Source organism: Algoriphagus sp., assembly GCF_030694375.1.
In the GTDB taxonomy this organism is placed as follows: Bacteria; Bacteroidota; Bacteroidia; order Cytophagales; family Cyclobacteriaceae; genus Algoriphagus.
The window spans coordinates 536,730-562,566 of record NZ_JAUXYL010000038.1; the positions used below are offsets into that span (position 1 = coordinate 536,730).

Consider the following 25,837-nt stretch of genomic DNA (forward strand, 5'->3'; position numbering starts at 1 on the left):
ATATGAGGGGAAGAGTTATCAAGTCGACAGGGAGCTGGTACATCGTCCAAGTGGAGGAAAAGGTGATCTCGGCTCGGTTGAAAGGTAAATTTAAGCAAGATGAACTCAAGTTGACCAATCCGATTGCGGTGGGTGATTGGGTCGAGTTGGAGCGCGAGGCAAACCAAGAGACTGCCGTGATTTCGGAGATTTTGCCCAGGGAAAATTATGTGATCCGGAAATCCACCCGGAAGCAGCATTTTTCCCACATTATTGCCAGTAATCTGGACCAGGCGATTTTAGTCATCACGATGAAGAATCCACGCACTTCTTTGGGCTTTATAGATCGGTTTTTGGTGAGTACGGAGAGCTTCCGAATTCCTGCGATCCTGGTGGTGAACAAAATGGATCAGTTGGAAGGGGAGGAGGAAGAGGAGTGGCTACAAGATATTCATGAGATCTATGAACCCTTGGGTTATCCTGTGCTCGAGGTTTCAGCTTTGAAAGAGGCGGGGTTGAAAGAAAAATTTTTACCTCTGATCCAAGGGAAATCAAGTTTGATTTCCGGTCATTCGGGAGTTGGAAAGTCGACACTTTTAAATGCCTTGGTACCCGAAGCAAAACAGAGCACCAAAGAAATCTCAGGATTCAGTGCCAAGGGGGTTCATACGACGACTTTTGCAGAACTTTTTGCTATTCCTGAGGGAGGAGATTTGATTGATACACCCGGGATCAAGGAGTTTGGGATTTTGGATGTGGAAGACAATGAGCTTTCCCATTATTTTCCGGAGATGCGGAAGTTTTTGGGACAATGTAAATACAACAATTGCACCCATATCAATGAGCCGGGATGTGTCGTGCTGAAAAAGCTTGAAGAGGGATTCATTCATCCCTATCGCTACCAAAGCTATGTGAATATTCTGCATGAGGAGGATAGTCATCGTTGACAGGCTTTGAATCCATGGCAATTTGGCCTAATTTTCATTTTTCAAAATTATCCTATGAGCGAAGTACTCAACCATAAGCAGGTCGGGCAAAAAATCACCCGGATGGCCTTCGAGATTTATGAGCGCAATGTCAATTCGGCCGGAGTGGTATTTGCCGGGATTACAGGAATGGGCATGAGCATGGCAACTTTACTAGCTGAAGAGCTGAAGCGAATTTCACCAATCGATGTGGAAGTGGTAGAAGTCATTTTGGATAAAAAAGAAGTCTCTAAATCTGAGGTAGAGCTTTCTAAAAAGCTTGATTTGATAAATAAAACAATCATTTTGGTGGATGATGTCCTGAATACCGGAAAAACATTGGTTTATGCAATGAAGCCTTTTTTGGATCAGGAAATCCTTAAAATGGAAATTGCAGTCCTAGTCAACCGAAGTCACGGACTTTTCCCCTTGAGGCCTGACTATACCGGCTACGAACTTTCCACCACACTCAACGAGCACATCCTGGTAGATGTCTCCGGTAATCAACATTCTGTTCAGCTTCACTAATATCATGTCTGTACATTCCTCTGCGAATATCAAGAGAATCACCACCCATACACTTCAGGAAATGAAGCAAAGAGGTGAAAAAATCTCCATGCTCACGGCCTACGATTACTCCATGGCCAAAATTGTGGATGAGGCAGGAATTGACATTATTTTGGTGGGGGATTCTGCATCCAATGTAATGGCGGGACATGAGACCACACTTCCCATCACTTTGGATCAAATGATCTACCATGCTTCCGCGGTTGTGCGAGCGGTGAAGCGTGCTTTTGTGGTGGTGGATATTCCCTTTGGGAATTATCAGGGGAATAGCTCCGAAGCTTTGCGGTCTGCGATCCGAATCATGAAAGAATCCGGTGCACATTCTGTCAAAGTAGAAGGAGGATCTGAAATTAGGGAGTCTGTGTTGCGAATTCTTAGTGCCGGTGTACCGGTAATGGGGCATTTGGGCCTGACTCCGCAGTCGATATATAAGTTTGGTACTTATACCGTGCGAGCTAAGGAGGAAGCTGAAGCCCAAAAGCTTTTGGAGGATGCCAAGACCTTAGAGGAGTGCGGTTGTTATGCTCTGGTTTTGGAAAAAATCCCAGCCATATTGGCGAAAAAAGTAGCTGAAACGGTAAGTATTCCTGTCATTGGAATTGGTGCAGGCGGAGATGTAGACGGACAGGTTTTGGTGATGCATGACATGTTGGGGATTACACAGGAATTCAAGCCTCGATTTCTGAGGCAATATGCCGATTTGCAAGGGGTGATGATGGATGCCTTTAAGCGTTACATTTCAGACGTGAAAGCAAGAGACTTCCCGAACGAATCGGAGAGTTATTGATAGAAATATATAATCCTTATTAAAGCACGTCTCCGGAGGTGCTTTTTTTATGCCAATTAAATACGACAAATGGCGTATTTCCCACCGATAGGGTAGTCGATAGCTTTGGTTAAAATTCATATAATCATGAAAAAGCTAACACAAAACACCCCAAAATTTTTCCTGTTTATGCTATTGGCATGGGCGACAGGATTAGAAAGTTACGCACAGGAGCCAGCATGGAAACTAAGCCTGGAAAAAGGAGTCGAATGGACAAAGTATACCCCAAACAAGATTCTTTTGGTCGGAAGTTCCGATTGGGGGCTACATGGAGTAGATGCTTCAACTGGCCAACTCCTCTGGTCGAATGCTGACCTGTACAATTCCGCCAAAGCGCTCAAGGGACCGGATGGGAAAAAGCTGGGCTACACTGCTGATTTGATTCAGGTTTTGGAAGATCCCAATGATCCCAAAGTCTCAGATTTTGCCATGGTCAAGTACACGGACAACATAATGGTGAAAAATTTTGTAGTGATCAACATTCGTACCGGCGAGCTGGTCATTAATCCTAAAATGGCAGGAATGCCAGTGGTGAAAATCATCGGGCCCGAACAGGCTACGTTCAATTATGACGGTTCGGGGTATATTTCTGAACTCAAGGGTGTGCTTCTTACGGCAAGTTTTGTTGACATGTACAAAGCCGGGAAGCCTTACACCCAAATCACTAAATTCATTGATTTGGAAAGTGGAAAAGTGGCATGGGAAAGTGATCAATTTTCTTCGATTTTCCTTCCCATTGTGACAAGTGATAACAATCTCCTATTCATTGGTGAAAAAACTTCTGCTAAGATCAATGCGAAAACAGGAGAACCTGTTTGGACATTTGAGGTCGCAGACAAGAAAAATAATTTCGAGGCATTTGATGCCAATATCCGATTGACAGAAGGGTATTTTTATCAGAAAAAGGGGAATCAGGGGGTTGTGTCTGCTGTGGAGTTGACAAGTGGTAAGGTTCTGTGGGAGAAACCGCTATCTACCAAAGATGCACCGATGCTTAAAGCTGAGAATTTTGGCGTAATCGTCGCTGACGAAAAGAATTTCACCCTAATGGAGGCAGAATCTGGCAATACCAAATGGACAGCTAAAAAGCTTTCTGGAATTGTGGTGGATTTGGGTAGGGATCGTGGAATCGCTGTGGGTGAAAAAGGCAAGTATTTGACCGTTTTGGATAAGAACACAGGAGCTGAAAAGTGGTCCCAAAAAATCAAAGGAATCCAAATTGACCAAATGACAGGTGCAGGAATCATGTATCAGAATGAGGAAGGGAGTATCGGATTGATTGATTTTGACGGCAATCTCAAGTGGGGTAATAAAGACATGATCAAAGGTCCCGGTATACTCAGAGCTAAGTCGGCATTGGATTCAGAAATATTTTATGCAGATGGCAAAGTGTTTCATGTCAATCTAGTGAACGGAGAGAAAAAAGAGATCATCGGCAAAGTGGATTTCAATGAGAAGGAAACCCCAGATAACTTGGAATTTACAGGGTCTAATTTTGTCTTGTCTTCCAGCCAAAATATGCTCGGGTTCGATGAAAGCGGTCGGGTGCAGTTTCAGCAGCATTGGGCCTCGCCAAAGATCAGCCTAGCAGGTAGAATTGCTATGCGCACAATGCAAGTGGCCATGGTAGCAATGGCGGCAGCCAATGCGTATGCAGAAGGTGCAAGTACCGGTCCGATGGGATATCAAAGCATGGCTAGCAGACAATATGGTATTCAGCGGGAATTTTTTGAAGACATGTCCGGGGCTTTTGGTCAAGTAGCCAATCAGCGCTTTAAAGCCTCCTCATCAAAAGGGATTTATTCCTTCGTTCTGACTGACGTAGGCGGAGGAGTCGGGCTGGTCAAAGTGGATAAAGTCAGTGGTAAGGAAACGGGAAAGATTGTCCTCAACGACAAAGAGCCTGTTTACGACACAGATCCCGAAAATGGAATGATTTTTTATAAACCCACCAAAAAGGAGGTTTATGGATATGTGTTCTGATTTGTGTGGTTTAATTGTAAAACAAAAAAATCCCGTTTTTGGGATTTTTTTGTTTTTACTTTTTTGAAATTAAGGTTTCATCTCCTCGGTTTTTTGCTTTACGCGAAGCATAAAATCGCTCAAAACATTCATGTAGTTGATAAATGCATCATAAGGAGTGTCATAAGGACTGAAATATTCGTGAACGGATCCATCTGAAAAGAATTTGGTACACATGTAGTAAAAGTGATCCGATGTTTGCAGATATCCCCAGTCCCGCTGAATTTCAGGATCGTCGATTTGCTTTACCGATTTTTCCATTTCATACAATCTGTCAAATGCCTCGTCTTGAAGATCATTTCCTAGCCATGCAGTCAAATCCCGTTCTTCATCAGCCCAAGAAATCGGTACCGGAACATGAATTTTACTTACTGCGGGAACTGCAGCTGCGACCTCTGAAGGAGTGGAAAACGTAAAGCTGGAATGATTCAGCACGGCCTCCGGTAAATACCGCATGAATTCAAAAATTCCTGTTTCTGCCCATTGGTGTTCTCCAAAAGTCTCATAATCCATGAATAAATTGACCACTTGTTCTTCCTTTGGAATGGCATTGATCCAATTGATGAATTTGTCGGTAGTCAAAGGATAATCCGCCCAGGTTTTATTGCTGAATCTAAAAGCGATGTCATCGGAGAGCAGGAAGTTTTTGAGTAAGACTTTTAGTTTGGGCTCGATGGCATTGGAATAGACATAATTCGGACTCTTCCAGCCCAGAATGTGTTTAGCACCTTCGGTTAAAACTGCCTCATATCCTAGTTCAGCGACCATTGCACCGATCTGATCTGAATAGATCAATTCGGTATTTCTAAAAACTTTAGGAGTGTATCCGTTGAAAAGTTCTTTGATTCGATCTTGGTGCTTTTTCACCAAACTGGTAAATTCTTCTTTACTTTTTAATGCAGCCAGGGCGTGCGTGTAGGTTTCATTGAGTAGTTCTACATGTCCTGTGGCCACGAGCTTTTGAAAACTCTCCAAAACTTCCGGCGCATAAGCTTCCATTTGGTCCAGGAAAGTTCCGGAAAGTGAAAATGCCACTTTGAATTTTCCATTGTACTTTTGGATGAGTTCCAGAAGTAATGAATTCATTGGCAAATAGCACTTTTGGGCTACTTTACGAATTACATTTCGATTTAGGTAGTCATCCCAATAATGGTGATCTTCTCCAATATCAAAAAACCGATAAGGTTTCAATCTAAAAGGCTGGTGCACCTGAAAATAAAAGCAGATGGTTCTCATGATCGTTCGGCTAAAGTTTTTTCGTAGACAGTAACTAGTTTGGCAGCCACATGCTCCCATTTCAATTTTTTCAATTCTTCACTTCCCAATTCCTTAAACATTTTGGATATCCCCTCATAGTGCAGCAGTGCAAAAATGGCATCAGCCATTGAGTCCACATCCCAAAAATCCACCTTGATGGCATTTCTGAGTACTTCAGCAACGCCGGATTGTTTGGAAATGATAACCGGTGTATTATGACGTACAGCTTCAAGTGGGGCAATACCGAAAGGTTCCGATACAGAAGGCATCACGTAGACGTCAGAAATCGCATACATGTGATCCACGTCATCACCTTTTAAAAATCCGGTAAAGTGGAACTTGGTTGCCATTCTCAATTCAGCTACTCGGTCAATCATTCTATTTAAAAGGTCTCCGTTGCCAGCCATTACAAATCTTACATTCGGATCGCGATCGATGACTATTTTTGCAGCTTCGACGAAGTATTCCGGACCTTTTTGAAAGGTGATTCTTCCTAAGAATGTCACAATTTTTTCCGGGACTTTCTTCTCATATTCCGACTTGATGATACTGGCATCCAATACCGCATTGTGAAGTACCGTCACTTTGCTGGCAGGGATTCCGTATTTTCGAATGATGATGTTTTTGGTGAGCTGACTCACGGCTACGATGTGATCAGCGGCATGCATTCCAGCGCGTTCGATGTCGTAGACGGGCTGATTTACAGTTTCTCCTGAGCGATCGTATTCTGTAGCGTGGACATGCACTACCAGTGGTTTTCCACTTATCTCTTTTGCGGCAATTCCCGCAGGGAATGCCAACCAATCATGTGCATGAATGATGTCGAAGTTATTTTTGTCACGGGCGATCTGAGCGGCAACGAGTGCATAACGGGAAACTTCCTCCATGAGGTTTTTCCCATATTTTCCACTAAACTCAAATTTATTGGAGAAAATACTTTCGTCCACATCCGTCCGGTCATGGATGGCGTAGTCAGTGAATTTTTTGAATTGTTCGGGTCCCAGGTACGGAACTAAAAAGCTGCTGACCTCGAGATAGGTTAGATTCTTCCAGAATTTCTTGAATCGTTTTTCACGGTAATCGATCGTCACTGCACTTGCATTGACAAAGTCCGCCAAGGGTTCCTCATCGCCCCATAGTTTGGGTACCACAAATATCACTTCCTGATTGTGGTGGTTCATACCTTTAACCAATCCATAACAGGCAGTGCCTAATCCCCCGGAAATATGAGGAGGGAATTCCCATCCAAACATTAAAACTTTCATAAAAAAGTCATTTTATATTCTGTTGACTAAGTCCATCATTCTGAGCAGTTCTGCCACACTCCACGCTTGGGAAACAGAGCCTTTAGGTCGATGAGGAGGATCACCGTCATATATTTCTGCGACTGTTCCGATTCCATATTGGGTCATGACACCATCAAAACCCTTAATTATTTTTTGCACAAAGTTTTTAGCGGCTTTACCATGAAGTTTCAAATACCCTTCGACAAAATGGCCTAAAAGCCATGCCCATACGGTACCATTGTGGTAGGCATTGTCTCTACTGATTTGGTTGCCAAAGTAGTAGCCTTTGTATCCTGGATCATCGGGAGAAAGTGAACGGAGTCCGCGAGTCGTCAATAGTTTAGATTTAACCATCTCTAGGATCATATCATTTTTTTCCTCGCTGAGCATCGTGTATGGTAGCGAGGTAGCAAATAGCATATTGGGCCTGATAGACCAATCTTTTTCCGCTCCATCTACTACGTCCGCCAAATAGCCGTTGTCCCAATCCCAAAACTCCCGATCAAAGGAATCTTTGACCTGAGCTGCTAGAATGGCATATTCTTCCTCTCCGCTCAATTCATGGAAAAATAAAAGGGCGTTGTACCAAAGTGCCTGGATTTCCACTGGGCATCCTATGCGTGGTGTGACTGGTCCGTCGGGTGTGATAGCATCCATCCAGGTCAAGGCCACATCTTTCTGACCTCCCCAAATAAGGCCATTTTCCATCATATGGATGTTATAGGTAGTTCCTTTTTTATACCCTTCGATTATACCGCGAAGTTTTTCCAAGTAGCGATCCTTGATCGTCTTCTTGTCTCCGGTATAGACAATATATTGCTGGAGTGTCCAAAAAAACCACAGCGGCGCATCTATGGAAGTCATGTTGGTAAAATCGCCACTTCCGATATTTGGAAAAAGGGGGCCTTTGAGATCTCTGGACATGGTATCCATTATGTCAAGAAACGTCTCCGTATCACCATTTGATAGCGTTAATCCCGGAGCGGCTATGAAGGTGTCTCTTCCCCACCAGCCAAACCAAGGGTATCCGGCTATGATTCTTGTGTCGCCATCTCTTTTTCGGATAAATTGACCTGCGGAATTTTTAAGACAGTTTTCAAAATTATTTCTTGGGATTCTCCGGGAGATTTCTTTTTGGAAGGCATTTTCTCGGGTTTTTGGATCTGCCTCAGTCAGCCCTGCAGAAAAGATGACTGATTCGCCTTTGGTTATTTCAAACTCAAAATGGCCGGGCACAAATAGATCCTCCTGATAATCGTATCCTCGCTCCCTTTCTTGGATGTATTCAACGTTGTGGTACCAATCAGGCTTGGAAACAAATTCATTTTTCTTGGAAATTTGGAGGAAAAGCGGGTCATACTCGGGGTATAATTGGAATTTTACACCACTAGGAGCCTTTGTAAATCCTTTATTGATAGCCTCATTTTCCTTACATAAGCTATGATATCCACGGAAAGCCAAAAAGGGCTGAATTTGGATTTTTGTAGGCGAATGGGCATCCAAAAGTGTATATCGAATCATCACGCGATCCCGATTGGTATCCAGAATCAGTTCTTTCTGTAATACGACCCCACCCACTCGATAAGTCAGTTTGGGAATTGGCTCTGAATCAAAATCCTCAAGGTACTTATGTCCTCTTGGAAAATAGTTTCCAGGAAATTTGCTGATCCCAAGGTGAAAGCTTGCCCCATGCTGAATCACCGTCTCGTGGACTGTTGAAAGCATGACGTGATTTTGTGAATCGATCTGTGGTTGTGGAACTACCAGCAAACCGTGGTACTTACGGGTGTTACATCCAATAATTGTAGTGCTCGTGTAGGTGCCGGATCGATTCGTCCGAATAATCTCTCGATCAAGAGAATAATTCAGATTGATTAATTGGGTTTTATCAAAGTGGATATAACTCATAGGAGGAAAATTGTAAGAATTTAAAAATAGAGTTTTGATTTGATAAGAAAAATTATGTAGAAAAAATAAAAGGTTATGTTTCCATAACCTTTCCTAGTCCAAGATGAGAAGCGTTAAGAATGAATCAGTTCCCGCTGAATTTCTTCGAAGTTTTTCAGTGATTCCTCAAACTTGATAAAATAATTGTGAACTAATCTTATGTTCACTGGTTTGACCACCGGAAATTTCGGTGAGGATTTGAACAATGTAAACATCTGAGCGTGGTTTAGTTTGATTAAGTCTTGTCAAATCTTGTGCCAACTCGCACCCTTATATACAGCAAAACCCCTCTAAAAGAGGGGTTTGGGTGAAAGACCGGGTTCGAACCGGCGACCTCTGGATCCACAAACCAGCGCTCTAACCAGCTGAGCTACAATCACCATATTGACCATTTGTGTGTGGAATTCTCAAACGGTCTGCAAAAGTAATAATTTAGCTCACTTAGCGCAAGGCGAGATTTAAATATTTCTCAAAAAAGTAATTCTTTCTCCTTTTTTTTCTTCGTGAAACTTTCCCTCTTCGTACGCTAAATGTCCGGATACGATCGTATGAGACACTTTTGATCCAAATGTATGGCCCTCAAAAGGCGACCAGCCGCATTTGGATAAAATATTTTCTTTAGATACTGTCCAAGGTGAATTCAAATCGACCAAAACCAAATCTGCAAAATACCCCTCTCGGATAAAGCCCCTTTCTTCGATTTGAAAAAGCGTCGCGACATTGTGAGACATCTTCTGGACGATTTTTTCAAGTGAAATTTTTCCCTGATGATAAAAATCCAGCATAGCCACCAAGCTATGTTGATTCAAAGGACCACCTGAGGGAGCTTTGGTATACAATTGTGATTTTTCTTCCAAGGTATGTGGTGCGTGATCAGTAGCTATTACGTCAATTCTGTCATCCAGCATCGCTTGAAATATTTGATCCCGGTCATTTGCCGATTTTATCGCCGGATTCCATTTGATCAGGTTTCCTTTGGTGGCATAGTCTTCCTCAGAAAACCACATGTGATGTATGCATGCCTCAGCTGTGACCCGCTTTTCTTCCAAAGGAATGGAATTGTCAAATAACTCCAATTCCTTGGCCGTGCTGATATGGAGGATGTGAAGCCTAGTTCCATATTTCTTCGCCATAGCGACTGCCCGACTAGATGCGTCATAGCAAGCCTCTTCTGATCGGATTTTCGGATGAAATTTTACGGGGATGTCTTCCCCATAGATGGCTTTAAACTCCTCTAAATTAGCTTTTATGATATGGTCATTTTCAGAATGGATCGCCAAAAGTCCCTTGTAATTGCTGAAAATTCCTTCCAGAGATTCGATGTTATCCACCACCATATTGCCGGTCGAGGACCCCTGAAAAACTTTCAGTCCGCAAACATTGTGGAGGTCTAATTTCAGGATTTCTTCAAGATTATCATTTGTACCACCGAAAAAGAATGAATAATTGGCTAATGACACTTCCGAAGCGCGTGTGTATTTTTCTTCCAAAAGAGGAATCGTCACCGCTTGAGGGACGGTATTTGGCATTTCCATGTAGGTAGTGGTTCCTCCTGCCACTCCTGCTTTGGCCTCAGTGTAGATCTCTCCTTTGTGGGTCAATCCAGGTTCCCGAAAATGAACCTGATCATCGATTAATCCCGGCAGTAGATGTTTTCCCGACCCATTTATATGAATATCAGCAATCTCCGCACTGAGGTCCGTTCCGATTTTAGCGATTCGTCCAGCCTTGATCAAAACATCTCCCGGACAAATCCGGCCTTCATTGACTATATTTGCCCCGGTGATTAGGATACTTTTCATCTTTTCGTTCATTTTCGATTACCGATTTCTTTCCAAAAATAACAAACATGAGTGATGAGGCCCTAGGTTTTGATGCATTTAAGCTAAATAAACAACTGCTCGAGGCTGTGGCAACTGCAGGCTATACCCTACCAACACCTATTCAGCAGAAAGCGATTCCCCTAGCCTTAGCTGGTCACGATGTGCTTGGAATTGCACAGACCGGTACAGGTAAGACTGCTGCCTATGTGCTTCCGCTTCTGATGAAAGTAAAATATGCCCAAGGTGTTCATCCCAGAGGGATAATCCTCGCGCCCACACGCGAGCTGGTGATGCAAATCGAAGAAGTAGCCAAGCAATTAGCTCAGAATACCGATCTACGAATCGTCAGCCTCTATGGAGGATTGGGTCCGAAAACCCAAATTGAAAACATTACGGCTGGTGTCGATATTATTATTTCTACACCTGGAAGATTCATGGATTTATATAGAAAGGGCACTATTTATACCAAAGACATCAAAACCATGGTTTTGGATGAAGCGGACAAAATCATGGACATGGGCTTTATGCCCCAGATTCGGTCAATTTTGGAAGTAATTCCGTCGAAAAGACAGAATTTGCTTTTCTCTGCAACTTTCAGTGCGCGGGTGGAAAACCTAGCCTCAGAGTTTCTTGAATTTCCTGAGCGAGTCGAAGTGACACCTTCTGCAACGACAGCCGAGACCATCGGTCAAGTCAAATATCACGTCCCAAATATCAAAACCAAGATCAATCTCCTGGAGCATTTGCTTGCAAATGAAGAAATCAATCGGGCGATAATTTTTACCCGAAGCCGAAAAAATGCCGAATCAGTATTTAGCTTTTTGGAGCGGAAACACTTAGGCGAGATTCGTGTCATTCATGCTAACAAGGGTCAAAATACCCGAATCAACTCCATGGAGGATTTCAAAGGTGGCGAAGTCAGAATCCTGGTGGCAACCGATGTGGCATCCCGAGGCTTGGATGTGACAATGGTTTCGCATGTAATCAACTTTGATGTGCCGCTGATCTATGAAGATTATGTGCACCGAATTGGGCGAACTGGCAGAGCTGAACAGGAAGGCAAAGCCATCACCTTTGTCAATCCAGCAGAGATCTATCACTTCGATCGAATCGAGGACATCATTCGAATGCGCGTGGATTTATTGCCAATCCCGGGAGTAGTGGATGTTCCGGATACACCCTTTGAAGAAAAGCAAGGATATGAGCGTGAATTGGATCGGCTTAAGCAACGCGATAATCCGGATTACAAAGGCGCTTTCCACGAGAAAAAAGCTCCGCCCAAAGCTAATATTGGTAAAGGGGAAAAGGTTCGAGCCAAAAAACATGTGAAAAAGCCGAACCGTAACCAAATGAAGACAAAGAATCAGAAGAATAAAGGAAAATAAAAATGGTCCCAATCGGGACCATTTTTATTATCTGTCAGTTCTGGTGTTTGTGCCATCCACTGGAGTTCGCTGCTCTCTGTTTGCTAGATCCCAAGCCGTATGGAAGATCAGCTGTGCACGTTTGGTCATCAGTGGGAATTCGATTTTATCGACCGTATCCGTTACTTGGTGATAGTCATCATGCACTCCATTGAAGAAGAAGATCACCGGGATGTTGTGCTTCGCGAAGTTGTAGTGATCCGATCTGTAATAGAATCTGTTTGGATCGTCTTCGGCATCATAGCGATAATCTAGAATCAGATTGGTATAGGTGATGTTATTGTATTCGTTGATTTTCTTCAAGTGGGAAGAAAGCATCTCCGAACCGATCACATAGACATAGTCTTTGTTTTCCTCTTTGTCGTATTCGTAGTCGATACGACCGACCATGTCAATGTTGATGTTATTTACTGTGTTTGCCAATGGAAAAACAGGATGATCACCATAATATTCCGAACCCAAAAGTCCTTTTTCTTCACCGGTTACATTCAGGAAAAGAATACTTCTTCTTGGCTTCATCCCGTCTTTTGCAGCAAGAGCAAAGGCCTCAGCAATTTCCATCACAGAGACGGTTCCAGAGCCGTCATCATCCGCACCATTGAATACCTCGCCCGTTGAGCTCACGCCTACGTGATCGTAGTGCGAAGAGATTACCAATACTTCCTCTTTTTTATCAGTTCCTTCCAAGAAACCCATTACGTTTACTGCATCAACAGGTGTTATGGTTTTTACGATCTGATACGTTGCTTTTTGCGAAGTGATGGTTTCGGGTGTAGACTTTGCAGCTTCTTTTAAGGTTTCAACAGGAGTGTTGAAAAGCTGCCCCATTTTATCAGAGCTCACCATGAAGATCGGTCGCTGAGCAGTTTCTTTATCAAAACCAATTCTTCCCCTTCCTGCTAAGGTCTTGTAGCGATTTGCAATTCTGTCAAAATTAGCTTGACCTTCCATCGTCACAATCACAATTCCGGCTGCACCTGCGTCCATTACTTTGGTCACTAGATCATTGCTTCTAACGCCCACAGCCCACAGGCCTACAAGCTTACCTTTGACGTCAACTTTTGCCAGATTTTCGTCTGTGACTAAGCCAAGGAACACCAAATCAGCTTTAGCAGCTTTGGCCATATTTCCATCACCAGTGAAGACGAAATCCTGATTTTCGACAAGTTTAGATTTTCCGATTTGTAGCGTGACTTTACTAAAATTTGCAGTTACCAAAGGCACAGTCTGGAAGTAGCTCCCATTTACAGGAGCCGTCAAGCCGATATTTTTGTAGAAATCCGCCAAATACTGTGCAGCAAGTTTCCCCGTTTCAGAACCGGTGTCCCGTCCTTGCATTTCGTCGGAGGCGAGGTAGGTTAGGTGCTTGGTAAGGTCTTCTACGCTGATTGTATTGGCGTATTTCACCTGTGCAGGAGTTTGAGCAAGGGTTGGAAAAGCCAAGCCTAAGGCTATTGCTCCGCTTAATATTAATTTTTTATGCATACAGTTTTAAATTTAGGCTGCTAAACTAGACAAATTTTTAACCCTTGGAAAAACCGTTTGTCAAGAACGGAGGTTTAGTGGTAAATTATTCTTCGTCCGCAAAACCTTTTCCTCTAAGAAATAGTACCTTTGCGATCGTAAAAACAGGATGGTTTCAAACCCAAATACATCATAATCCTAAGCGTTCTTTATGCAGATCAATCTTTCAAATGCTGTCAAATTCGAGAGCAGACACAATGGCCCGACAGAGGCGGAAATCGCGGAGATGTTGGAGAAAATCGGTGCCTCTTCTCTGGAGGAATTAATCAACCAAACAGTTCCCGAATCGATTCAGTTGACTAGGCCTTTGGATTTACCAAAAGCGAAATTGGAATCTGAATTTCTGGCAGACTTCAAAGTACTTGCATCAAAAAACAAAGTGTTCAAGTCCTTTATCGGATTGGGATACTATGACACCATCGTACCTGGAGTCATTTTAAGAAACGTCCTGGAGAATCCAGGATGGTACACCGCATACACACCATATCAGGCTGAGATCGCTCAGGGTCGATTGGAGGCATTGATCAATTTCCAGACGGTGGTGATGGAACTCACAGGAATGGAATTGGCAAACGCATCTCTTCTTGACGAAGGAACAGCTGCTGCTGAAGCGATGACGATGCTTCACGCGGTGAAGCCTAGGGAAAAGAAAAATGCCAACCGCTATTTTGTAGACGAGAAAGTATTTCCTCAGACCAAAGCACTTTTGGTGACCAGAGCGGAGCCGATTGGGATTGAGTTGGTATTTGGCCCAATTTCTTCCTTGGATTTAACAGATCCGGAATTGTATGGTGTGATGTTCCAATATCCAAATGGAGATGGGGCAATTTCCGATTATTCATCAATTGTAGCTGCCGCAAAAGAAAATAAAGTTTTGACTGCCTTTGCCTCTGATTTGCTAGCCTTGACACTTTTGACTTCTCCCGGAGAAATGGGAGCAGACGTAGTAGTCGGTTCTGCGCAGCGATTTGGAGTTCCTATGGGCTACGGTGGACCGCATGCCGGGTTTTTTGCTACAAAAGAGGAATTCAAGAGGCAAATACCGGGTAGAATCATTGGCGTGTCCATCGACCGTGCCGGAAACAAGGCTTATCGAATGGCACTTCAAACTCGTGAACAGCATATCAAGCGCGAAAAAGCGACCTCAAATATCTGTACAGCACAAGTACTCCTCAGTGTGATGGCCAGCTTCTATGCAGTCTATCACGGACCAAAAGGTCTGAAAAATATTGCTTTGCGTGCACATGGCTTAGCCAAGTTGACCGCCACTGCATTGAGCAAGGTTGGATTGAATGTAGCGGACCATGCCTTCTTCGATACCATTCAGATCAAAATGAATGAAGTTTCCAGAGAACGAGTTCGTGGACTGGCTTTGGGAGCAAATATGAATTTCAGATACGAAACTGATTCCATTTTCATCTCCTTTGACGAAACGAAGTCACTAGAGGATGTCAAATCTATCGTGAATATTTTTGCCACAGAGGAAGGAAAGCATACGCTGAATTTGGATGAGCTAGTTGAAGGGCTTCAGTTGGAGTTGCCGGCAGCTTTAGCTAGAAAATCCGACTATCTGACGCACCCAGTATTTAATAATTATCACAGCGAACATGAGATGCTTCGCTACATCAAGCGATTAGAAAATAAGGATCTTTCTCTTGTTCATTCCATGATTTCATTGGGCTCTTGTACCATGAAACTGAATGCAACGGCTGAAATGATTCCGGTGACTTGGCCAGAATTCGGTCAATTGCACCCGTTTGCTCCAATGGATCAGACTTTGGGGTATCAGGAGCTGTTCACCAACCTGAGAACTTGGCTGACTGAAATCACCGGTTTTGCGGACACTTCTTTGCAGCCTAACTCAGGTGCGCAGGGTGAATATGCTGGCTTGATGGTAATCAGAGCCTATCATATGAATCGTGGAGAAGGACACAGAGATGTGGCTTTGATCCCAACATCAGCGCATGGAACTAATCCTGCATCCGCCGTGATGGCAGGGATGAAAGTCGTTTTGGTGAAGTGTGATGAAAAAGGAAATATTGATATCAAGGACTTGAAATCAAAAGCTACAGAACACAAGGACGATCTTTCTTGCCTGATGGTAACTTATCCATCGACGCATGGAGTTTTTGAGGAAGTGATTCAGGAAATCTGTGCGACCATCCATCAGTATGGCGGACAAGTTTATATGGATGGCGCTAATATGAACGCGCAGGTGGGATTAACTTCTCCGGGTAGAATTGGAGCTGACGTTTGTCACTTGAATTTGCACAAGACCTTCTGTATTCCTCACGGTGGAGGTGGACCAGGTATGGGGCCAATCTGTGTAGCAAGTCATTTGGCACCTTTCCTTCCGGGAAATCCATTGGTGAAAACAGGTGGAGAACTTGCAGTTTCCTCTATTTCATCTGCTCCATACGGAAGTGCTAGTATTTTACCGATCTCTTACGCTTACATCGCGATGATGGGTGGAGATGGATTGACAAATGCTACTAAAATGGCAATCTTAAACGCGAACTACATCAAAGAAAGACTAGCTGGACATTATCCGATTCTATATACCGGTTCCAAAGGTCGCGCAGCACACGAGATGATCGTGGATTGCAGAGCATTCAAAGAAGTCGGAGTAGAGGTGGAAGATATTGCCAAGCGATTGATGGATTATGGCTATCACGCACCGACAGTTTCTTTCCCGGTTGCAGGAACTTTGATGATCGAGCCTACCGAATCAGAGACAAAAGCTGAATTGGATAAATTCTGTGATGCTTTATTATCTATTCGTGAAGAAATCCGTGAAATAGAGGAAGGAAAAGCTGACCGTGTCGAAAATGTGTTGAAAAATGCTCCGCATACGGCTAAAATGGTGCTTACAGGAGAATGGACGATGCCTTACTCCAGAGAAAAAGCGGTATTCCCGATAGCCTTTGTAAAGGAAGGAAAGTTCTGGCCAACAGTAAGAAGGATTGATTCTGCATATGGCGACAGGAATCTTGTCTGTAGCTGTATTCCTGTTGAAGAGTATGCAACTGAGACTGAATTAGCTTAAATAAAAAAGTTGAATGAAAACAAAAATGGCTGCCAATTGGCAGCCATTTTTGTTTTAAATGTTAACATGTCGCTCCGCATGATAGGAAGATCTAACCAAAGGTCCGGATTCCACATATTTTAAACCTCTTTTTAATCCTTCCTCCCGATATTCGGCAAAGAGATCAGGATGAATGAACTCTGCGACTTCTATGTGCATTTTAGTGGGTTGCAGGTATTGACCCAGAGTGAGAATATCACACCCATGTTGAACCAGATGATCCATAGCAGTCAGGACTTCTTCTTTTTTTTCCCCAAGACCAAGCATGATCCCAGTTTTTGTCCGTTTTCCAAATTCTTTTGTCAACTTGATCTGTTCCAAGGAACGCTCATATTTTGCCTGTGGGCGAACTCTTCGATACAAACTTCCGACTGTTTCCATGTTGTGAGACACCACTTCTTGTCCTCCACTGATCATTCGATAAAGTGCATCCCAATTTGATTTCACATCAGGGATTAGCGTTTCGATGGTTGTTTCTGGCGAAAGTTCTTTGGTCTGAACTACGGTCTGATACCAGATTTCAGCACCCTTGTCTTTTAATTCATCCCGATTTACTGAGGTGATGACGGCATGTTTTACACCCATTAATTTGATCGCTTCAGCTACTCTACGAGGCTCGTCGGTGTCATATTCAGGTGGTCTTCCTGTCGCTACTGCACAGAAAGAGCAGGAACGCGTACAAACATTTCCCAAAATCATGAAAGTCGCTGTGCCTGCTCCCCAGCATTCTCCCATATTAGGGCAATTCCCACTTTCGCAGATGGTGTGAAGCTTATGTTCGTCGACTAATTTTCTGACTTTGGCGTATTCTTTTCCCACGGGAAGCTTCACCCGAAGCCAATCTGGCTTCTTGCGGCGGGTTGCTTCTTCTGAGATTACTGGCAATTCAATCATTACTTTCGGATTTGGTACAAAGGTAACTGTGAAGATTTCAAAAACCCAATTGGGTTTATTTTCGGAAACCGTAGAAAAAGGTAAAATAAGCAGACTGAAAGAACTGGTTGTTTTCTGCCGTGGGGATGAGAGGTATTTCTTTGCTATAGCCTTCTAGCATGTAACCGACTTCCAATCCAGTAGCGCTGCTTCTAAAGACTCCAAACTCGAACATAAGTGCGGCTTTCAAGGTAGCCCCAACTGCAATTTCAGATTGTCCAATCCCTTGAAACAGTCTTCCAGATCCTAAAATATTAAATCTGCTTTGATGGACTTCCGGATTATATTGTTCAGTAACAGTTTGGACTCTGCTTACTGCGTATTCAATAAAATAAGGAGCAATCAAGCCAATGGTAGGGCCCGCAGCAGCTAAAGCACTTACTTGAACGCCTTGGTTTGGCGCTTTTTTAAAAAGCACTATTTCACGCCCGTAATGAGGTCTTATCGCGTAGAGATAGTTTGATTTTCCGAAAATGTAGCTATTGCCTAGAACCGTATTGTATCTGGCTTCTTTTTGGCTTTTCACGTTAGACAATTCAATCCCCCAAAATGAAAATTGTGAATCGTCTATTCGAGTTCCTGCTTTGAAAACAATTCCTCCAATAAGGCCTCCATTTGTGTTTTTATTAACACCAAACAGGTATTCCTTATCATATTCATAATTTCCCACATCCTCTCTTTGAGGAAAAGCGGTCAGGGATATGAAGAAGAAAAATACGGGTAAGATTAATTTCAGCTTGCTCATTCGAGTTGGTCGAAAATATTGCTCTATTTTTGGTTATAAGTGTTTAACTGTATTTTAAAAGTAAGAGTTTATGCCCACTATAAAAAGTTCATATTTAGGGAATTTGAGAACCCAGTCGGAGCACCTTCAGTCCGGTACTCAGCTCCTTACCGATGCGCCTATCGATAACAACGGGAAAGGTGAAGCTTTTTCTCCGACTGATCTGGTTGCCAGTGCTTTGGGGAGCTGTATGGTGACAATTATGGGTATAGTAGCAGATAGGGAAGGTATTTCTCTGAATGGTCTGACCTGGCAAGTAAAGAAGATCATGCAAGCCTCTCCTCGAAAGATTCAAGAAATAGTTGTGGATTTTGAGTGGGACAATCCCATTGATGATTCTGTTTTTATACAAAAACTTAAGAATGCTGCGCGAACTTGTCCTGTAGCGCTTAGCCTTGATCCGGCCATTAAGCAGACAATAAACTTCAAGTTCTAAGCGAATCGAATTCTTTTTCGGTTCTTTGTAAGTCTATAAACCCAATTAATGATGTGTTATCTCTTTGAAAGTTTCAAAGGCTGGAAAGAATACTGTGAAAGCCAAAATGTCAGCTTAGTTCAATCGGTGATTGAATATGAGATTGAACAAAAGAATTCTTCTGAAGAAAGAATTTGGACCGGACTCCAGCACGCCTATTCAGTCATGAAAGACGCAGTTAAAACAGGACTGGAAGATGAAATGACATCAAGATCAGGGATGATCAATAATGGAGCAAAAAAAGTGTTCAATCATCCCCTAGCGGTACTTTCTCCTGAATTCCAAAAATTGATTTCAAGGGCTTTGGCAGCCAAAGAAGTTAATTCCTGTATGGGAAGAGTGGTTGCGGCGCCAACTGCGGGTGCTTCAGGCATACTTCCTGGAACACTGGTCACCTTACAGGAAATCCATGGCTTGAGCGACTCAAAAATATTGGAAGGGCTTTTGGTTGGCGCTGGAATTGCCTTGATCATCGAAGAAAAAGCGAGTCTTGCAGGAGCAGTAGGAGGCTGTCAGGCAGAGACTGGTTCAGCAGCAGCCATGGCGTCAGGAGGGATTGTTTACTGTTTGGGTGGGACAATTGATCAGGTTTTTAACGCAGTTGCCATTACTATTCAGTGCATGCTCGGGTTAGTTTGTGATCCTGTTGCTGGTCTTGTAGAAGTGCCTTGTGTTGTAAGAAATGCAAGTGCAGCAGCGATAGCTTTCAGTTCGGCGCAAATTGCTTTAGCCAATGTGAATGCTGTAATTCCAGTGGATGAATGCATCGAGGCAATGGGCGAAATAGGGGCATCAATGGAAAGCCGTTACAAGGAAACAGCTATGGGTGGACTAGCTGCTACATTGACGGGTCAAGAAATATCCAAGCGGGTTTTGATTCAGGATATTGAGATCTTGCCTGACGAAAATTTACCCGAGTAATCGAATAAAAAAGGGAATTTGAAGTATTTGCTCAATGGTAAGACTGAAAATGGATGCCCAAAATATTGCGCTCCACAGCATATGAAAGTAGATGTTTCGCTTTTTAGTCCCAAAAGAAACTAATATCAAAGTCCCACCTATTGGAGTTAAAAATATCGGTGTTGCAAATGCAATACCGATTTCACCATATTTTTTCCAAAGCGTCACAATTGATCTAGACCTTTTACTAAAAACGGTTCTTTTCTTTTTGATTCGAAGTGCAAGAAATTCTTTAAGTCTTGTTCCAATTAAGGTAAACAAGAAAACGCTGGTCATCATTCCAGAAACGCTCACCAGCATTATTTTCCAAAATCCATAACCTGCTGCTGAACCGAGGATTGGTCCAGCGACAAATTTAAATAGACAAAGAAAATATATACCGAAGAATGTAATTATAGATTCACCCATAAGAGGAAATACAAATATGCGAAATAGCTTAAAAGGAGTATTGATCCTTCAAGTTGCGAAATTCGCATTTTTCTTCTCATCAAAAGAAAAAGAAGTAAAGAGATTCCAATCATCCACAGATAGTCGGATTGGATAAAAGCCTCGGAAATATTGATCGGATTTATAATCGCCGTGATTCCAATGATCGAAAGAATATTCATAATATTACTTCCAAGGATGTTCCCTAATGCAAGATCCGTTCGCTTTGATAAAGCTGCGATGATAGATGTGATGAGTTCTGGTAGACTAGTACCAATAGCAACGATTGTCACCCCGATTACTCGTTCTGAAACTCCAAATTGTCTAGATATAAGTATAGCATTATCCACCAAGAGTTCTGAACCAAAGTATAAGCCGATGGTCCCTCCTACAAGTAGACCGATGGAAGCTGCCCAGCTGTAATTTCCCACAGGGCCAAATTCTTCAGGATTACCCTCTTGGCTTTTCTCAATTCCCTTACCTAGATTCCTTAAAAGGTAGGCATTGAAAGCTATGAAGGAAATAACCAGGAAAATTCCTTCCCAAACTGAAATAATGAGATCTAGGCTTAGGGTATAAAAAATTAATGTAACTAATAGCATCATGCTATAGTCAAATCGAATGTGGGTTTGGCGAATAAGGATCGGGTAGAATAAACTGCTTAAACCTAAAACCAGTGCTATATTAGAAATATTTGAGCCTACGACATTCCCAATAGAAATGTCGCTATTTCCCTTAAGTGAAGCATTTATACTAACCAAAAGCTCGGGAGCTGAGGTGCCAAAAGCAACCACAGTTAGTCCAATTAAACCTGCATTCATTCCCAGCTTTAAAGCAATGGAAGAGGCACCATCTACCAAAAGCTTCCCGCCAAGGAGGAGGATCAGTAATCCTATGGCTAATAAAAAATAAATGATCATCGCTTAGATTTTTTCTCCGAATGCAAGATCTCCGGCATCACCAAGTCCTGGGACGATGTAGAACTTTTCATTCAGAGATAGATCCAAGGCTCCAAGCCATAATTTATAAGGAACTTTTACGTTTTCCTGGATGTACTTTACACCTTCTGGAGAGGCAATAATCGCTACAATATGAATAATTTCAGGAGTGCCATGGGTCAAAATTGTTTCGATGGAGCGAACAAATGATTTACCTGTCGCCAGCATTGGGTCTGCTAAGATTACCGTTTTCCCCTCAAGATTTGGGCTTGCGTGATAGCCTAAATTTATTACCACCTCATTCGATCCCTCCTCTCGAAAAGCCCCTATGAATCCACTTTCAGCTCTGTCGAAAAAATTTAAGAATCCTTGGTAAAAGGGGATCGAAGCCCGAAGAACTGCAAAGATGACAGGGTCAATACTTGGCGTTTTTATTTTTGTTTTAGCCAATGGTGTCTGAATCTCCTTTTCTTGGTAGGGGAAGGATTTTGAAATTTCATAGGCCAAAATTTCTCCAATTCTTTCTAAATTTTTCCGAAATCTTAATCTATCACTTTGAATCGTAATGTCACGAAGCTCAGCAATAAATTGATTTCCAATTGAGTTGAATTCTTCTAAAACAAACATGATATCAGTATAAATACTTAGTCCGATTTACCTAAACCGGACTAAGTATTTGATTTATAGGATTTGAAAACTCGTTCTTCGTGCCAATTGGCGAGCCTCAGGTGATGCTTTATCCACTGAAGTATCTTCCCCATAACCTTTGAATGAAAGTCTTGCAGCATCAACTCCTGAAGAAACTAACAAATCATATACTGCTTTTGCTCGCTTCTCTGAAAGCTTCATGTTATAATTTTCCGTTCCAAGTTCATCGGCATAACCTTTAATTTCCAAACGAACCCCTGGATTTCTCTTCAAAAAGTTAGACACAAATTGGGCTGCACTAATGGAGTAACCTAATGGTTTTGAGCTATCAAATGCGAAGTAAACATTTACATACCCATCATTAATTGCTTTTTTCAGGTAGTCAACTTCATCTAAAATCTCTACTTCTGAGGGGCAGCCGTTAAGAGAAGATGGCCCTGGCTGAAATGGGCATTTATCAAGGTGATCAGGAGTCCCATCTCCATCTGAATCAAGTGTTATTCCTAAAGAATTAACCCTTGCTCCTGAGGGAGTATTTGGCTCCTTGTCCAAGTAATCAGGAATACCATCTCCATCAGAGTCTTTGAGCATATCTTTGATTTCAGTTATTGCTTCGTTCAACTCGTCTTTGGTAGCATATTTTTCATTGGCGAAGTACCAATCTGCATGTTTTTCAGCCTTTCCTAAATAAAAATTCAATCCAAGCGTACCTGTCCACCAAGTTCCTGTAGCGTGGACAAATGGATTACTTGGGGGATTTGGTTGGTCCAAAGCATTGTAATAATTCCCATCTAATGTATAAGTTTGTCTTCCATTGATATTTACAGAAATATCTCCAGCTAAAGCTACTCTATCAGATAGGTTAAATAATGAAGTTAAACCAGTAGTGATAAGGTAGTAATATTCTGGCTCTAAAGAATATGTCGCAGGTTCTTTATAATCAATTCTACCCCCACCTGCGCCAAGATGGCCAAGTAAACCTAGCTTCTTAGAAAAAGATTCGAAGTTTAACATTTTTCCAAAGTTGCCAACTCCTTGAAGAGTTATGGTTTGATAGTTAGTTGTAAACTCCGGACTTTTTCCCTTGGCTTCCCTGAAATTTCCCGTCCCTAAGTTTCCTTTAAACCCCACATACTCATTGATCATATATCGTGCTCCGATATCAATATGTCCCAGATTTAAAGTTGGTGATAGATATCCAGGGGTTAAAGGTCCCATTGCTTTATTAAAGCCTCCATTTAATTCGATTGACCATCTGTTAAATTCTTTTTGGGCGGAGACTTTCAATGCGGCTCCTAGTAGAAGGATTACGATAAGGTGTTTTTTCATACTAGAGAAATAGTGATTGAGTAATTGTACCGAGGTAAAGTTAAATAAGCTTATGTGAAAATCTCCATAAAACTTTCATGAATTAAGGGAATTCACTTAGGGAAATAATCATTGGAAATAGAATATATTTTTTGAAACATCTGCCTTTTACAAGGAAGTTTGGTTGTTTTTTCGTGAAAACCTGCCTACTGCAAGAAGGTTTGCTATAAATAGAGCTACGAAAAAAAAAAGCCCGATTTTAAAAATCGGGCTTTCAAAATTTAATGTGCTAGTATTTATTTAACCTCAAAGCTTGCTCTCCTTGCCAACTGACGAGCATCTGCTGAAGCTTTGTCTACTGAAGTGTCTTCTCCGTATCCTTTGTAAGAAAGTCTTGATGCATTAACACCTGAAGAAATTAGTAGGTCATATACAGCTTTTGCCCTTCTTTCAGAAAGTTTCATGTTGTAATCTTCTGGTCCAATTTCATCTGCAAAACCTTTTATTTCCACATTTACACTAGGATTTCTCTTCATGAAATTAGAAACATAATGTGCAGCACTTACAGAATAACCAAGTGGTTTTGAGCTGTCGAAAGCGTAGTATACGTTGACATATCCATCGTTAATAGCCTTCTTGAGGTAATCAACCTCAGCTACAACCTCTACTTCTGCAGGACATCCGTTGGTCGAAGCAGGCCCTGGCTGGAAAGGACATTTGTCCAAATGATCTGGTGTACCATCACCATCAGAGTCAAGCGTCATCCCAGAAGAGTTTACTCTTGCCCCGGCTGGAGTATTAGGTTCTTTGTCTAAGTAATCTGGAACACCGTCACCATCAGAATCTTTCAGCATGTCTTTTATGCCGTTAATTTGAGTAGCAAGTTCTTCCTTAGTGGCGTACTTATCAGCTGCAATATACCAATCCGCGTGCTGAGCTGCTTTACCTAGGTAGAAATTAAGACCAACGGTACCAGTCCACCATGTCCCATTTGCACCGTAAAATCCATTGCTAATATCAGGTCGAATCGCTGTAGCACCGTCAAAAGTAACTGTTTGACGACCATTAAGGATAGTTGAGATGTCTGCAACTAAAGCAACTCTTTCGCTCAGTTTTATCTGAGGGGTTAATCCAAAAATCAATGTATAAACATTGTCATCGAAATCATTAAATGCATTCTCTTCAGGATTGACAAGACCAATACCTGCTCCACCGTGGAGTAACAAACCAAATGATCTACTGAATGATTCAAAATTCATGATTCGGCCGATGTTGGCCACACCTTGAAGATTCAATCTATTATATTTTGTGTCGAATGACGGGCTTTCACCATCAACCTCTTTGAAGGAACCAAATCCGTAATCCAGTTTTGCACCGAATTTCTCATTAAACATGTAACGAACGCCGAAATCAACGTGGCCAATGTTTAGAGTGGGAGATAGGAAGCCGCCAGTTAGAGGGGCCATAGGCTTATTAAAACCTCCGGTTGCCTCGAGTGACCATTTGTTAAATTCCTGGGCGTTGGCTGTTAAAACCAAGGCTCCAGCCATAAGGGATGAGAGTATAAATTTTTTCATGACAAAAAATTTTTGTTCAGATTTTGAGTGATTGATAGATGTAATTGCAAATTTATAAACTTTTTATTTACTGCAAATCTAGACGTTTTATTTTAATCACAATCTTTGACTTGAAATTTATGATAATTTTTAAATTCTTATCATAACATTTGTTAACACATTCAATGCCAAAATGAAATTCCTTTTCGAATTATTGTCTAAACTTAGTGTTTCGGGAGATGAATCTGATATTTCAAAATTCATACTTCAACATGTCAAAGAACGATCAATCGGGTGGAAGGTTCGGCCTGAGATGTTTTTTGGCGAAGATTTTCATGATTGTATACTTTTAAAATTTGGAGTTCCAAGAACTGCTGTATTTGCTCATATCGATACGGTTGGATTTATGACCCGGTATCAGAATCAGCTTATTCCAGTGGGGGGTCCAGAAATAATGGATGGAATACGGTTAACGGGTAGAGATACTAAAGGAGAGGTATTTTGTAAGTTGATTGGCGCTGAAGACGCATGTTATCATGATTTCCCAAGAGGAATTGAGCCTGGTACTCGCCTATCTTTTGATCAAGATGTCAGAGTAGATGATGAATATATTCAAGCTGCTTATTTAGATAATCGTTTGGGTGTTTACAGTGCATTAAAATTATGTGAAACCATTGAAAATGGGTGGGTTGTATTTACAACTTATGAAGAGCACGGTGGCGGTAGCATGCCTTTTTTAATCAAATTTATCCAAGAAAATGCACCTGTAAAGCAAGCGCTGATATCTGATATTACTTGGATTACTGAGGGGGTCGAACACCACAAAGGGGTTGTGATTTCTGCTCGGGATAAATTTATCCCTCGAAAAAAGTTTATTGATAAGGTGGTCAAATTGGCCGAAAAAAGTGGTGTTCCTTATCAAATTGAGGTTGAAGCCTATGGAGGTAGTGACGGGCGAGAAATTCAATTCTCTCCCTATGCGATTGACTGGTGTTTTATTGGTGCAGCCGAGGATTTTGTTCATACTCCAAATGAAAAAGTTTCCTTATCTGATCTGGATTCCATGATCAAGATGTACCAATTTCTATTGAGCGAGCTTTAAAT

The 25,837-nt window shown here is 42.1% G+C and carries 21 protein-coding genes and 1 tRNA gene; 9 read left to right on the plus strand and 13 right to left on the minus strand.

Features of this window, described 5'->3' with window-relative positions:
• Positions 1-2 precede the first annotated feature (2 nt).
• The 4 genes from rsgA (at position 3) to Q8M62_RS14240 (ending at position 4,320) form a co-directional block, all read left to right on the plus strand.
• Positions 3-926, plus strand: coding sequence for a ribosome small subunit-dependent GTPase A (gene rsgA, locus Q8M62_RS14225; protein WP_305668184.1), 924 nt, complete (start codon positions 3-5; stop codon positions 924-926).
• Between the two features lie 54 nt (positions 927-980).
• Positions 981-1,472 carry a phosphoribosyltransferase family protein gene (locus Q8M62_RS14230; RefSeq protein WP_092729711.1) on the plus strand — a complete coding sequence of 164 codons (492 nt, stop codon included), beginning with the start codon at positions 981-983 and terminating at the stop codon, positions 1,470-1,472.
• Between the two features lie 4 nt (positions 1,473-1,476).
• Positions 1,477-2,298, plus strand: coding sequence for a 3-methyl-2-oxobutanoate hydroxymethyltransferase (panB, locus tag Q8M62_RS14235; protein WP_304901964.1), 822 nt, complete (start codon positions 1,477-1,479; stop codon positions 2,296-2,298).
• A 126-nt stretch (positions 2,299-2,424) separates the two neighbouring features.
• A complete protein-coding gene (locus Q8M62_RS14240; protein WP_304901963.1) occupies positions 2,425-4,320 on the plus strand; it encodes a PQQ-binding-like beta-propeller repeat protein in 1,896 nt (631 codons plus the stop codon).
• 69 nt (positions 4,321-4,389) lie between these two features.
• Here the strand turns inward: Q8M62_RS14240 and Q8M62_RS14245 are convergent, their stop codons facing one another.
• The 5 genes from Q8M62_RS14245 to Q8M62_RS14265 all read right to left on the minus strand — a co-directional run bounded on the left by Q8M62_RS14245 (position 4,390) and on the right by Q8M62_RS14265 (position 10,651).
• Positions 4,390-5,595: a glycoside hydrolase family 57 protein gene (locus Q8M62_RS14245; protein WP_304901962.1), complete on the minus strand. Its 1,206-nt coding sequence runs from the start codon at positions 5,593-5,595 to the stop codon at positions 4,390-4,392.
• On the minus strand, positions 5,592-6,881 hold the full coding sequence (locus tag Q8M62_RS14250) for a glycosyltransferase family 4 protein (protein WP_304901961.1): 1,290 nt from the start codon (positions 6,879-6,881) through the stop codon (positions 5,592-5,594). Before Q8M62_RS14250 ends, Q8M62_RS14245 begins: the two co-directional genes overlap by 4 nt.
• Before the next feature lie 12 nt (positions 6,882-6,893).
• Complete coding sequence (locus Q8M62_RS14255) at positions 6,894-8,810, minus strand: amylo-alpha-1,6-glucosidase (protein ID WP_304901960.1); 1,917 nt, start codon at positions 8,808-8,810, stop codon at positions 6,894-6,896.
• A gap of 344 nt (positions 8,811-9,154) precedes the next feature.
• A tRNA-His gene (locus Q8M62_RS14260) sits at positions 9,155-9,230 on the minus strand.
• A gap of 77 nt (positions 9,231-9,307) precedes the next feature.
• Positions 9,308-10,651 (minus strand): dihydroorotase, encoded by a 1,344-nt coding sequence (locus Q8M62_RS14265; RefSeq protein WP_304901959.1) that lies wholly within the window; start codon positions 10,649-10,651, stop codon positions 9,308-9,310.
• A gap of 47 nt (positions 10,652-10,698) precedes the next feature.
• Here Q8M62_RS14265 and Q8M62_RS14270 point away from each other — a divergent pair, with 47 nt between their 5' ends.
• Complete coding sequence (locus tag Q8M62_RS14270; protein WP_304901958.1) at positions 10,699-12,057, plus strand: DEAD/DEAH box helicase; 1,359 nt, start codon at positions 10,699-10,701, stop codon at positions 12,055-12,057.
• A gap of 27 nt (positions 12,058-12,084) precedes the next feature.
• On the opposite strand, the gene Q8M62_RS14275 is transcribed toward Q8M62_RS14270, so the two are convergent.
• A complete protein-coding gene (locus Q8M62_RS14275; protein ID WP_304901957.1) occupies positions 12,085-13,581 on the minus strand; it encodes a M28 family peptidase in 1,497 nt (498 codons plus the stop codon).
• 190 nt (positions 13,582-13,771) lie between these two features.
• Between Q8M62_RS14275 and gcvP the strand changes: the two genes are divergently transcribed.
• Complete coding sequence (gene gcvP, locus Q8M62_RS14280) at positions 13,772-16,666, plus strand: aminomethyl-transferring glycine dehydrogenase (RefSeq protein ID WP_304901956.1); 2,895 nt, start codon at positions 13,772-13,774, stop codon at positions 16,664-16,666.
• A gap of 54 nt (positions 16,667-16,720) precedes the next feature.
• Here the strand turns inward: gcvP and lipA are convergent, their stop codons facing one another.
• On the minus strand, positions 16,721-17,599 hold the full coding sequence (lipA, locus tag Q8M62_RS14285; RefSeq protein ID WP_092729720.1) for a lipoyl synthase: 879 nt from the start codon (positions 17,597-17,599) through the stop codon (positions 16,721-16,723).
• Positions 17,600-17,654: 55 nt separating this feature from the next.
• Positions 17,655-18,383 (minus strand): hypothetical protein, encoded by a 729-nt coding sequence (locus tag Q8M62_RS14290; RefSeq protein ID WP_304901955.1) that lies wholly within the window; start codon positions 18,381-18,383, stop codon positions 17,655-17,657.
• 70 nt (positions 18,384-18,453) lie between these two features.
• On the opposite strand from Q8M62_RS14290, the gene Q8M62_RS14295 reads away from it, so the two are divergent.
• Together Q8M62_RS14295 and sdaAA are read left to right on the plus strand one after the other, a co-directional pair.
• Positions 18,454-18,858, plus strand: coding sequence for an OsmC family protein (locus Q8M62_RS14295; protein ID WP_304901954.1), 405 nt, complete (start codon positions 18,454-18,456; stop codon positions 18,856-18,858).
• A gap of 51 nt (positions 18,859-18,909) precedes the next feature.
• The gene (sdaAA, locus tag Q8M62_RS14300) at positions 18,910-19,818 is read left to right on the plus strand and encodes an L-serine ammonia-lyase, iron-sulfur-dependent, subunit alpha (protein ID WP_304901953.1); all 909 of its coding nucleotides are present in this window, start codon (positions 18,910-18,912) and stop codon (positions 19,816-19,818) included.
• Here the strand turns inward: sdaAA and Q8M62_RS14305 are convergent.
• The 5 genes from Q8M62_RS14305 to Q8M62_RS14325 all read right to left on the minus strand — a co-directional run bounded on the left by Q8M62_RS14305 (position 19,807) and on the right by Q8M62_RS14325 (position 24,754).
• The gene (locus tag Q8M62_RS14305) at positions 19,807-20,265 is read right to left on the minus strand and encodes a hypothetical protein (RefSeq protein ID WP_304901952.1); all 459 of its coding nucleotides are present in this window, start codon (positions 20,263-20,265) and stop codon (positions 19,807-19,809) included. The genes sdaAA and Q8M62_RS14305 overlap by 12 nt on opposite strands.
• A complete protein-coding gene (locus tag Q8M62_RS14310; RefSeq protein WP_304901951.1) occupies positions 20,250-21,203 on the minus strand; it encodes a calcium/sodium antiporter in 954 nt (317 codons plus the stop codon). The genes Q8M62_RS14305 and Q8M62_RS14310 overlap by 16 nt, the downstream gene beginning before the upstream one ends.
• 3 nt (positions 21,204-21,206) lie before the next feature.
• Entirely contained in the window at positions 21,207-21,848 is a 642-nt protein-coding gene (gene upp, locus Q8M62_RS14315; protein ID WP_304901950.1) for a uracil phosphoribosyltransferase, read from the minus strand.
• Between the two features lie 54 nt (positions 21,849-21,902).
• Positions 21,903-23,198 (minus strand): OmpA family protein, encoded by a 1,296-nt coding sequence (locus Q8M62_RS14320; protein ID WP_304901949.1) that lies wholly within the window; start codon positions 23,196-23,198, stop codon positions 21,903-21,905.
• Positions 23,199-23,473: 275 nt separating this feature from the next.
• A complete protein-coding gene (locus tag Q8M62_RS14325) occupies positions 23,474-24,754 on the minus strand; it encodes an OmpA family protein (RefSeq protein WP_304901948.1) in 1,281 nt (426 codons plus the stop codon).
• A 172-nt stretch (positions 24,755-24,926) separates the two neighbouring features.
• On the opposite strand from Q8M62_RS14325, the gene Q8M62_RS14330 reads away from it, so the two are divergent.
• The gene (locus Q8M62_RS14330) at positions 24,927-25,835 is read left to right on the plus strand and encodes a M20/M25/M40 family metallo-hydrolase (RefSeq protein WP_304901947.1); all 909 of its coding nucleotides are present in this window, start codon (positions 24,927-24,929) and stop codon (positions 25,833-25,835) included.
• Positions 25,836-25,837 lie beyond the last annotated feature (2 nt).

Coding starts and splice junctions, on each gene's coding strand:
- rsgA (WP_305668184.1), top strand. CDS start 3: ATGAGGGGAAGAGTTATCAAGTCGACAGGGAGCTGGTACATCGTCCAA.
- Q8M62_RS14230 (WP_092729711.1), top strand. CDS start 981: ATGAGCGAAGTACTCAACCATAAGCAGGTCGGGCAAAAAATCACCCGG.
- panB (WP_304901964.1), top strand. CDS start 1,477: ATGTCTGTACATTCCTCTGCGAATATCAAGAGAATCACCACCCATACA.
- Q8M62_RS14240 (WP_304901963.1), top strand. CDS start 2,425: ATGAAAAAGCTAACACAAAACACCCCAAAATTTTTCCTGTTTATGCTA.
- Q8M62_RS14245 (WP_304901962.1), bottom strand. CDS start 5,595: ATGAGAACCATCTGCTTTTATTTTCAGGTGCACCAGCCTTTTAGATTG.
- Q8M62_RS14250 (WP_304901961.1), bottom strand. CDS start 6,881: ATGAAAGTTTTAATGTTTGGATGGGAATTCCCTCCTCATATTTCCGGG.
- Q8M62_RS14255 (WP_304901960.1), bottom strand. CDS start 8,810: ATGAGTTATATCCACTTTGATAAAACCCAATTAATCAATCTGAATTAT.
- Q8M62_RS14265 (WP_304901959.1), bottom strand. CDS start 10,651: ATGAAAAGTATCCTAATCACCGGGGCAAATATAGTCAATGAAGGCCGG.
- Q8M62_RS14270 (WP_304901958.1), top strand. CDS start 10,699: ATGAGTGATGAGGCCCTAGGTTTTGATGCATTTAAGCTAAATAAACAA.
- Q8M62_RS14275 (WP_304901957.1), bottom strand. CDS start 13,581: ATGCATAAAAAATTAATATTAAGCGGAGCAATAGCCTTAGGCTTGGCT.
- gcvP (WP_304901956.1), top strand. CDS start 13,772: ATGCAGATCAATCTTTCAAATGCTGTCAAATTCGAGAGCAGACACAAT.
- lipA (WP_092729720.1), bottom strand. CDS start 17,599: ATGATTGAATTGCCAGTAATCTCAGAAGAAGCAACCCGCCGCAAGAAG.
- Q8M62_RS14290 (WP_304901955.1), bottom strand. CDS start 18,383: ATGAGCAAGCTGAAATTAATCTTACCCGTATTTTTCTTCTTCATATCC.
- Q8M62_RS14295 (WP_304901954.1), top strand. CDS start 18,454: ATGCCCACTATAAAAAGTTCATATTTAGGGAATTTGAGAACCCAGTCG.
- sdaAA (WP_304901953.1), top strand. CDS start 18,910: ATGTGTTATCTCTTTGAAAGTTTCAAAGGCTGGAAAGAATACTGTGAA.
- Q8M62_RS14305 (WP_304901952.1), bottom strand. CDS start 20,265: ATGGGTGAATCTATAATTACATTCTTCGGTATATATTTTCTTTGTCTA.
- Q8M62_RS14310 (WP_304901951.1), bottom strand. CDS start 21,203: ATGATCATTTATTTTTTATTAGCCATAGGATTACTGATCCTCCTCCTT.
- upp (WP_304901950.1), bottom strand. CDS start 21,848: ATGTTTGTTTTAGAAGAATTCAACTCAATTGGAAATCAATTTATTGCT.
- Q8M62_RS14320 (WP_304901949.1), bottom strand. CDS start 23,198: ATGAAAAAACACCTTATCGTAATCCTTCTACTAGGAGCCGCATTGAAA.
- Q8M62_RS14325 (WP_304901948.1), bottom strand. CDS start 24,754: ATGAAAAAATTTATACTCTCATCCCTTATGGCTGGAGCCTTGGTTTTA.
- Q8M62_RS14330 (WP_304901947.1), top strand. CDS start 24,927: ATGAAATTCCTTTTCGAATTATTGTCTAAACTTAGTGTTTCGGGAGAT.